The following is a 7,855-nucleotide window of genomic DNA, read 5'->3' on the forward strand; positions in this document are numbered from 1 at the left end:
TCGCCGGAGCCGCCGCCGGTGTTCAGCGCGACGGCGGCGGCACCGCCGGCGACGGCCACGGCGGCCGCCGCCGCGAGCGCCGCCCGCCGGCCCGGCCGGCGGGCCGGCGCCGCCGCGCGCGGCGCCCCCCGTCCTCGGCCGCCCGCTCCCCGAGGGCCGTCACTTCGGACCGCCCCCCATGACGTCCTTGCACTTCTGCTGCGCGTTGTTGAAGTCGGGGTCCTCGGACAGCTTCTTGTCCATCATGATCCCCTGCTGGCCCGGCTTCGGGTCCGGGAAGTCCTCGACGCCGTTCTTGCGCATGCACTCGGAGAACTCCCGGACCTTCTCCTGCATTTTCGGATCGGCCTTAGCGGCGCCGTTCTCCATCGGGTTGTACTGCCGGCACGCCTCCTGCGCCTTGTCGACCTTCTCCTTCGGCGTCTTGCCGTCGAGCTTCAGCGTCACCCGGCCGCCCTGCGGGTCGTCCATCGGGACGCCGTGCTCGCGCATGCACTGGGCGTACTTCACCCCCATCTCCTTCGGGTCGGCGCTCTTGGACGCCGCGGCCTGCTTGCCGCCGCCCGCCGACGCCACCCCGCCGTCCCCGCCGTCCTTCGACCCGCAACCGGTCAGCGCGAGCGCCATCACCAGCGGCAGCGCCGCAAGGGCGCCCTGGGTGCGCAGTCGCATGTCTCGTCCCCTCGTTCGGCGGCCGGACGTGCTCCGGCCGGACGAGGAGCGATGCAACGCGGCCGCACGTTTCCCCACCGTTTCCGCCCGCCCCCGCCCCGGGCCTTACGGCGAGGAAACACACCGCCCGGCACCATCGGCGATCAGGATCTGGCGGAAGGAACGGCATGCGGGTGCTGGTGGTGGAGGACGAACCGCTCCTCGCGGACGCGATCGCGGAATGGCTGCGGGACGAGGCGCACGCCGTCGACCTCGCGCACGACGGGGCGTCCGCCCTCGAACGCGCGGGCGTCAACGACTACGACGTCGTCGTGCTGGACCGCGACCTGCCCGTCGTGCACGGCGACGACGTCTGCCGCGAGCTCGTCACGGCCGGCGCGGCGGCCCGGGTGCTGATGCTGACCGCCGCCGCCGAGATCACCGACCGGGTCGCCGGGCTCGGCCTCGGCGCCGACGACTACCTCACCAAGCCGTTCGCGTTCGCCGAGCTGGCCGCCCGCGTCCTCGCCCTCGGCCGCCGGTCCCGGCCCGCCGCGCCGCCGACGCTGCGCCGCGCCGGGATCACCCTCGACCCGGCGCGCCGCGAGGTGTTCCGCGACGGCCGGTACGTCCCGCTCGCGCGCAAGGAGTTCGCCGTCCTGGCCGAGCTGCTGCGCGCGGACGGCGCCGTCGTGTCCGCCGAGCAGCTGCTGGAGAAGGTGTGGGACGAGCACGCCGACCCGTTCACCGGCGCCGTCCGGCTGACCGTCCTGAAGCTGCGCCGCAAGCTCGCCGAGCCGCCCGTCATCGAGACCGTCAAGGGAGCGGGGTACCGGATCCCATGAAGATCACCGCGATCGGCGGGCCGCGCCGCGTCTCGCTGCGCGCCCGCCTCACGCTGACCTACGGCGGCCTGTTCCTCGCCGCCGGCCTGGTGCTCCTCGGCGTCACGTACGCGCTGTTCACCCAGCAGCTCGACCGGTCCGGGACGCGGGTCCTCGCCCGCGTCACGACGCAGCAGCCGCCCAACGGCGGGGACCGCACGCTGCTGAACGTGGACGGGACGTCCCGCGCCGTCCCCGACACCGCCAAGGCGACCGCCGAGATCGAACGCCTGATGCGCAAGCAGCACGACGAGTACCAGGCCGCCGCGACGAAATCCCTGGTCACCCAGGGGTCGATCGCGCTGCTGGCCGTCGGCGGCATCGCCGCCGGCTTCGGCTGGCTGATCGCCGGACGCGTCCTCGCCCCGCTGCACCGGGTGACCGAGACCGCGCGGCGGATCGCCCGCGCGCCCGCCGCCGACCGCGTCCTGCACGAGCGGATCGCCCTGCGCGGCCCGCACGACGAGGTCCGGGAGCTCGCCGACACCTTCGACACGATGGTCGAGCGGCTCGACCGGTCCTTCGACGGGCAGCGCCGCTTCGTCGCGAACGCCTCCCACGAGCTGCGCACCCCGCTGACGCTGGGCCGCGCGCTGGTCGAGGTCGCCATGCACCGCAAGACCGCGTCCCCCGACGTGCTGCGGCTCGGCGAGGACCTGCTGCAGATCACCTCCCGGCACGAGCGCCTGATCGGCGGGCTGCTGCTCCTCGCCCGCTCCGAGAACGAGATCACCGGCCGCGCCCCCGTCGACCTCGCCGACGTCGTCCCGCACGTCGCCGCCCGGACCGCACCGGAGGCCGCGCAGCACGGGATCACCGTCACGACCGCCCCCGGCGAGGCCATGACCAGCGGCGACGCGCTGCTCCTCGAACGCGTCGTGGAGAACCTCGTCGAGAACGGCATCCGCCACAACTCGGGCCCGGGCGGCTGGGTGCGCGTCACCTCCGGCACCCGGGACGGGCACGCCGTCCTGGAGGTCGCCAACTCTGGGCCGCCCGTCCCGTCCTACGAGGTGCCGGGCCTGTTCGAGCCGTTCCGCCGCCTCGACGGCGACCGCGTCGTCACCGCCAAGGGCGCGGGCCTCGGCCTGTCCATCGTCCAGTCGATCGTCCGCGCCCACGACGGCGACGTGACCGCCCACCCCCGCCCCGAAGGCGGCCTGTCCGTGACGGTGGCCCTCCCCGCGACCCCGCCCTGACCGGGAAGGTTCGGCGGCGGGGGCGGGGGCATAGCCGGGGGTTATGGCCTGTTGGCATTTCCCGGTTTTCCGTGCGAATGAGACTGTAATCGCGTTCCTTCGGCCTCGCGCACGGCATTTCCGTCCGGAGAATCCACCCCGGCACCGGAGGGAATTGCATGGCTCCCCGCGCGCGAGGCGCTCTTCGGCACGCCGGGAGAAAAGGCGGAAGCGAATGAGAACGCGTACCCGGCCCGCCCGGGCACGATGGCGGCTCGCGTGCGGGGCCGCCGCGGTCGCGGCGGGCACCCTCGCCGCCGCGGCCGGCACCGGAGTCGCCGCGGCCGGCGAACTCCCCATCACCCAGCAGGTGCAGCAGCAGGACCAGTGGTGCTGGGCCGCCAGCGGGCTGACGATCGCCAAGTACTTCGGCGCCGGCAACGTCAGCCAGAACGATTTCTGCAATCTCGCGCGCGGCTACCCGCAGGGCGGTTACTGCCCCAACGAGGCAGGGCAGCTCGAATGGGACCAGCGCGCGTTCCAGGCGCTCGGCCTGAACCCCGGCTACGTCAGCGGGCCCCTCTCGTTCCAGGGCGTGGAAGGCGAGATCGACGGGCAGCGCCCCATCCAGACCGGCATCTACTGGTCCGCCGGAGGCGGGCACTCCCAGGTCATCTACGGCTACGACCCGGGCAGCCGGACCATCTCCTACGGCGACCCGTGGCCCTCCAGCCCCCGGTACTCCGAAATGGACTACAGCAGTTACGTCAGCAATTACCAGTTCCAGTGGGGCGAGGCCCTGTCGGGGATCGGTGGTTGACATGCGCGCATCAGCGAAGCTCGCCGCGGGAGCGGTGACCGCCGGCCTCGGCGTCACGATGGTCGCGGGAACCGGGACGGCGCTGGCCGCCGGTCCCGCCCCGTCCCCCGCCGCACCGTCCCCCGCCGACACGGCCGCGGCCGCGAAGGTCGCCGCCGCGCCCGCCGCCAAGGACCGGCTCGCGACCTTCTTCGTCCACCTCGACCAGCACCAGCACGGGAAGCTGACGAGCCAGGCCGTCGGCAAGGCCGCCAAGGCGGCGAAGGCACCCGCGCTGGACGGCGCGGTCCGGCCCGTCTACACCCTGAATCCGGCGTTCGTGAAGGGGCAGGACGCGCCCGTCGCCGTGTTCGCCTACCTCGCGGTCGGCGCGCACTCGGCGACCGGCCAGCACGCCACCATGTGGCTGACCAGGCGGGGCAAGGGCTGGACGGTCATGAACGTGATCTCCGGCACCGACGAGGCCGCCTACCCGGCGCGCGCCGGCGGCGGCACGGTGTTCACCGAGCCGCAGATCAACGCCTGGTACCGGCTCAAGGACGGCCGGGTCACCGGCCTGAACCCCACCGCCACGACGTCGGTCGGGAAACGCGGCGTGACGGTGGCGGCGTACCGGACCCTGGTCCGCACCCGGTACGCCGACAAGCTGCCCGGATCGTCCTACCAGCGGTCCGGGAGGCTCGGCGGCTACACGCCCCGCACAGGGGTCGGGAAGCGAGGCGACGGCGGGGGCGCGGCGCCGCTCCTGTCCGCCCTCGGCGCCGGCGGCGCGCTGGCCGCGGCGGCCGGCATCGTCGCGGCCCGCCGCAGGCGCGTTCCCGGGTAGCCGCCGCACGCGGGTTCTCGTCCCCCCTCCTTGAACCCGCGCTTGGGGGCGTGTCCCGCAGGCTTGCCCGCTCCGCGGCCTGCGGGACGCGCCCCGTGAACACGCGTCATCGGAGGGCCGGGTGGGCTTCGGGGTGCTCGTCCCACCATTCGCCGTAGACGCGCTGCGCCCGGACGAGCTCCAGGTAGACGTCGGTGAAGACGGCGCGGAGCCGCATGGCGGCGTCCTCCGCCTCCGGGCGCCACACCAGCACGACCCGCTGGGCGAGCGGGTCGCCGGTGATCCGCCGGAACGCCATGCCGTCGCGAGGGCCCGCGGTCGGCTGGTAGATGCCGATGGCCCGTCCCGACCGGATCAGCGACGAGGAGATCTGCCAGTCGGTCGCCCAGAACCGCACCCGCGGCTGGAACCCGGCGGCGGCGCAGGCGGCGCGGAAGTAGGCCGGCCAGGGGCCGTCGTCGAGCGGGTCGTCGATCCAGTCGTGCTCGGCCAGCTCGGCGAGGGCGACGGTGCGGCCGGCGGCCAGCGGGCTCGCCGCCGACATCCCGACCAGCGCCGGCTCGCGCTCCACCAGCACCAGCCGCCGCAGCCCCTCGCGGAGCGGGCTGCCGTGCCCGGCGGGCTCCTGGAACAGCCCGACGTCGAGCGCGCCGGACCCCAGCAGCGCGGGGATCCGGCCGCCGCCCGGGTCGACGCGCAGGTGCAGCCGCGCGGACGCCGACAGCTCGCCGAGGTGGTCGCTCAGCCGGGTCAGCGCCGGGCACGCCTGCACCCCGAGCCGCAGCGACGGCACCGACGCCGGGTCGCGGCGGTGCGCGAGCGCCGCGTTCAGGTCGTCGATGCAGGCCAGCGCCGCGCGCGCCCGGGTCGCGACCTCCGCGCCGACCGGCGTCGGCAGCACCCCCTCCGGGGACCGGACGAACAGCTGCACGCCGAGGTGCCCCTCGACGCGGCGCAGCATCGTGCTGACGGCGGGCTGGGTGAGCCCGAGCCGGGCGGCGGCCTTGCTGATGCTGCCGGTCGCCGCGACGGCCTCGATCATCCGGAGGTGGTGGGGGCCGAGATCCACGAGCGCACGCTCCTACCCGCGTCTGCCCCGTCCGACGAACTCAGCCGAATGGTAACCCCGGCGCCGCGCGGGGTGAATGGAGAAGCGTGCCAATCCGGTCGCGCTCAGCGCCCGGCGGAGCCCGGCGGCGGCCGGTCGCCGGCCGGTCGCCGGACGGTCAGTGCGCGGCGTGCCGCAGCTCGCGCGGGCTCACCCCGAACCGGCGCCGGAACGCGGTGCTGAGCGCGCTGGCCGAGGAGAATCCGGTGGCGTGCGCGATGTCGGTGATGGTGACGTCGCGGTCCTGCGGGTTGCGCAGCCGGTCCCGGACGAGCCGGAGCCGCTCCTCGCGGATCAGCTCGCGCGGCGTCGTCCCGGCGTGCTGGAGGGCGAGCTGCACCTGGCGCAGCGACCAGCCGAGGTCCTGCGCCACGGCGGCGCCGGTGAGGCCGGGCTCGGTGGCGTGCTCGCGCACGTAGCGGCGCACGACCGCCTCGACCTCGGCGAGGTGGCCGGGCGCGGCGGGCCGCTGCCGGCCGGCGACGATCACGCAGAGCAGCTCGGTGATGCGGTCGCAGGCGGCGTCGAACTGGGCGGCGCTGAGCGCGCGGCGCTCCTCGCCGACGGCGCGGACCATGTCGGCGACGACGCGGCCGAGGCCGGTGGACAGGTCGAGGCGGGTGGCGACCGGGGACGGGCGGCGCAGCCGGCGGTCCATCTCGCGCCCCGGGATCGTCATGACGAACGCCCGGGCGGGGGCGCCGCGCCGGCTCGCGTCCCGCACGCGGGGCGCGGCGGGGCCGTTCCCGGCGGCGGGGCCGTTCCCGGCGGCGATGCCGATCCGGAACGGCTCGGCCAGCGTGACGAGGCCGCCGGTGCCGGGGCGGAGCCGCGCCTCCCGGCCGTCCTGGGCCAGGGTCAGCTCGCCGTCGAGCGGCAGGAGGAGGCGGTAGGCGTCGGTGCGCTCGCGGCGCGCCTGGCCGGCGGTGCGGACGCAGTCGATCTGCTCCGACCGGCGCAGGACGAGCTGGTAGGCGCCGTCGTCCACCCCTGCCCTTCCGCCGTGCCGCACCCGGGCGGGCGGCGCCGGAGCAGGCGTCGGGGACGCGCTGATCACGGCGGCCCGCCGCAGGTGAGGGTAGTACGAGCACTGCCGCCAAATCAGCCGAACACGCCGGAAAGTAACGCGTATCGGACTACCGGTGATCGTGGCATGCGCCCCGCGGCAAGTTCTCTGCGCGCGCGCACAAGCGCCCCCGCGCCGCCCCGGCCTACGGTCACGAAACCGCGGCGCGTCACCTCCACGGCCGGCGCCGCCGGAACCCACCCCACCGGCCACGGGACGGGCCACGCCGGCCCGCCTCGCCCGACTCCCCTGTGCACGAGGACCTGATGGAGCAAATCCTGTTGGCGGCGCTCGTCGTCGTGGCCGCCGCCGGCGTCGCCGCCGCGGTCCAGCTGGCCCGCCAGCGGCGGCTGGCCGCCGAGCTCCGCGACCAGAACGCCGCCCTCGCGGCCGGCGTCGAGCTGCGCGACAAGGAGCTGCGGCACCTCGCCGACGTCCGGCTGCCCGAGCTGATGGACTCCCTCCACAACCCGGGCATGCGCGTCGCCGGGCCGCTGCACGACCTCACCCGCAAGGCGCCCGCCTTCGGCCAGTCCCTGCAGACGGTCATGGACCTGTTCGCCGGGTCCGCCGACCGGGTCAGGGCGCGGGCCGACCAGTCCGCCAAGTCGACCCTCCGCGCGATGATGCGCGCCGTGCAGAGCCTCGCCAACGAGCAGCAGCTCGCCATCTCCACCATGCAGGAGCGGCACGACGACCCCGACGTGCTCGACGGCCTGCTCCGCATCGACCACATGAACGCCCAGCTCGGACGGCGCGCGCAGGCCACCGCCGTGCTGTGCGGGTCGTGGCCGGGCCAGCAGCGGTCGGCGTCCTCGATGACCGACGTGGTGCGCGGCGCGACCTCCCGCATCCGCGACTACCTGCGGGTCAACCTCGAGGGGCCGGTGAACGTCGCGATCACCGCGCGGGCGGTCGAGCCGGTCGTGCTGACGCTCGCCGAGCTGCTCGACAACGCCGCCCGCCACTCCCGTCCCGACACCGCCGTCGAGGTCAACTTCCGCACCGCGCACAACGGCGTCGCGATCACCATCGACGACGCGGGCGTCGCGATGGACGCCGAGGAGCTGCAGCGGGCCGCCGAGCTGCTGTCCGGCGAGGCGTCGGTGGACGTACACCGGCTCGGCGACCCGCCGCGCGTCGGGTTCGCCGTCGCGGGCGTGCTCGCCGCCCGGTACGGGTTCACGGTGTCGGTCGACTCGCGGTCCCCCTACGGCGGCGTGCGCGCCGTCGTGTTCGTGCCGAGCGCGCTGCTCACCGACGTCCCCGACGACCCGCGGACGCGGCCCGCCGCGTCCGGTGGCGGGGCAGAGCGCGCGCGG

At 75.2% G+C, this 7,855-nt stretch carries 8 protein-coding genes; 5 read left to right on the plus strand and 3 right to left on the minus strand.

All coding sequences use genetic code 11. From position 1 onward, the window contains the following. Positions 1 to 159 precede the first annotated feature (159 nt). Positions 160 to 672, minus strand: coding sequence for a hypothetical protein (locus F9B16_RS47255; RefSeq protein WP_151546808.1), 513 nt, complete (start codon positions 670 to 672; stop codon positions 160 to 162). A gap of 167 nt (positions 673 to 839) precedes the next feature. On the opposite strand from F9B16_RS47255, the gene F9B16_RS47260 reads away from it, so the two are divergent. The 4 genes from F9B16_RS47260 to F9B16_RS47275 all read left to right on the plus strand — a co-directional run bounded on the left by F9B16_RS47260 (position 840) and on the right by F9B16_RS47275 (position 4,359). Further along, positions 840 to 1,496, plus strand: coding sequence for a response regulator transcription factor (locus tag F9B16_RS47260; protein WP_151546809.1), 657 nt, complete (start codon positions 840 to 842; stop codon positions 1,494 to 1,496). Then, the gene (locus F9B16_RS47265; RefSeq protein ID WP_151546810.1) at positions 1,493 to 2,734 is read left to right on the plus strand and encodes a sensor histidine kinase; all 1,242 of its coding nucleotides are present in this window, start codon (positions 1,493 to 1,495) and stop codon (positions 2,732 to 2,734) included. The genes F9B16_RS47260 and F9B16_RS47265 overlap by 4 nt, the downstream gene beginning before the upstream one ends. A gap of 214 nt (positions 2,735 to 2,948) precedes the next feature. Then, the gene (locus tag F9B16_RS47270) at positions 2,949 to 3,533 is read left to right on the plus strand and encodes a papain-like cysteine protease family protein (RefSeq protein ID WP_151546811.1); all 585 of its coding nucleotides are present in this window, start codon (positions 2,949 to 2,951) and stop codon (positions 3,531 to 3,533) included. A 1-nt stretch (position 3,534) separates the two neighbouring features. Next, the gene (locus F9B16_RS47275; RefSeq protein WP_151546812.1) at positions 3,535 to 4,359 is read left to right on the plus strand and encodes a hypothetical protein; all 825 of its coding nucleotides are present in this window, start codon (positions 3,535 to 3,537) and stop codon (positions 4,357 to 4,359) included. Positions 4,360 to 4,465: 106 nt separating this feature from the next. Here the strand turns inward: F9B16_RS47275 and F9B16_RS47280 are convergent, their stop codons facing one another. Further along, positions 4,466 to 5,428 carry a LysR family transcriptional regulator gene (locus tag F9B16_RS47280; RefSeq protein WP_151546813.1) on the minus strand — a complete coding sequence of 321 codons (963 nt, stop codon included), beginning with the start codon at positions 5,426 to 5,428 and terminating at the stop codon, positions 4,466 to 4,468. 157 nt (positions 5,429 to 5,585) lie between these two features. Beyond that, complete coding sequence (locus F9B16_RS47285; protein ID WP_225992589.1) at positions 5,586 to 6,455, minus strand: AraC family transcriptional regulator; 870 nt, start codon at positions 6,453 to 6,455, stop codon at positions 5,586 to 5,588. Positions 6,456 to 6,799: 344 nt separating this feature from the next. Between F9B16_RS47285 and F9B16_RS47290 the strand changes: the two genes are divergently transcribed. After that, positions 6,800 to 7,855 (plus strand): ATP-binding protein (locus tag F9B16_RS47290; RefSeq protein ID WP_151546814.1); only part of this gene is annotated, 1,056 nt, incomplete at its 3' end.

The organism is Actinomadura montaniterrae, assembly GCF_008923365.1.
GTDB lineage: Bacteria > Actinomycetota > Actinomycetes > Streptosporangiales > Streptosporangiaceae > Spirillospora > Spirillospora montaniterrae.

What these genes read in the sequence shown, in the direction of transcription:
- F9B16_RS47260 (WP_151546809.1), top strand. Translation starts at nt 840, where the DNA reads ATGCGGGTGCTGGTGGTGGAGGACGAACCGCTCCTCGCGGACGCGATC.
- F9B16_RS47255 (WP_151546808.1), bottom strand. Translation starts at nt 672, where the DNA reads ATGCGACTGCGCACCCAGGGCGCCCTTGCGGCGCTGCCGCTGGTGATG.
- F9B16_RS47265 (WP_151546810.1), top strand. Translation starts at nt 1,493, where the DNA reads ATGAAGATCACCGCGATCGGCGGGCCGCGCCGCGTCTCGCTGCGCGCC.
- F9B16_RS47270 (WP_151546811.1), top strand. Translation starts at nt 2,949, where the DNA reads ATGAGAACGCGTACCCGGCCCGCCCGGGCACGATGGCGGCTCGCGTGC.
- F9B16_RS47275 (WP_151546812.1), top strand. Translation starts at nt 3,535, where the DNA reads ATGCGCGCATCAGCGAAGCTCGCCGCGGGAGCGGTGACCGCCGGCCTC.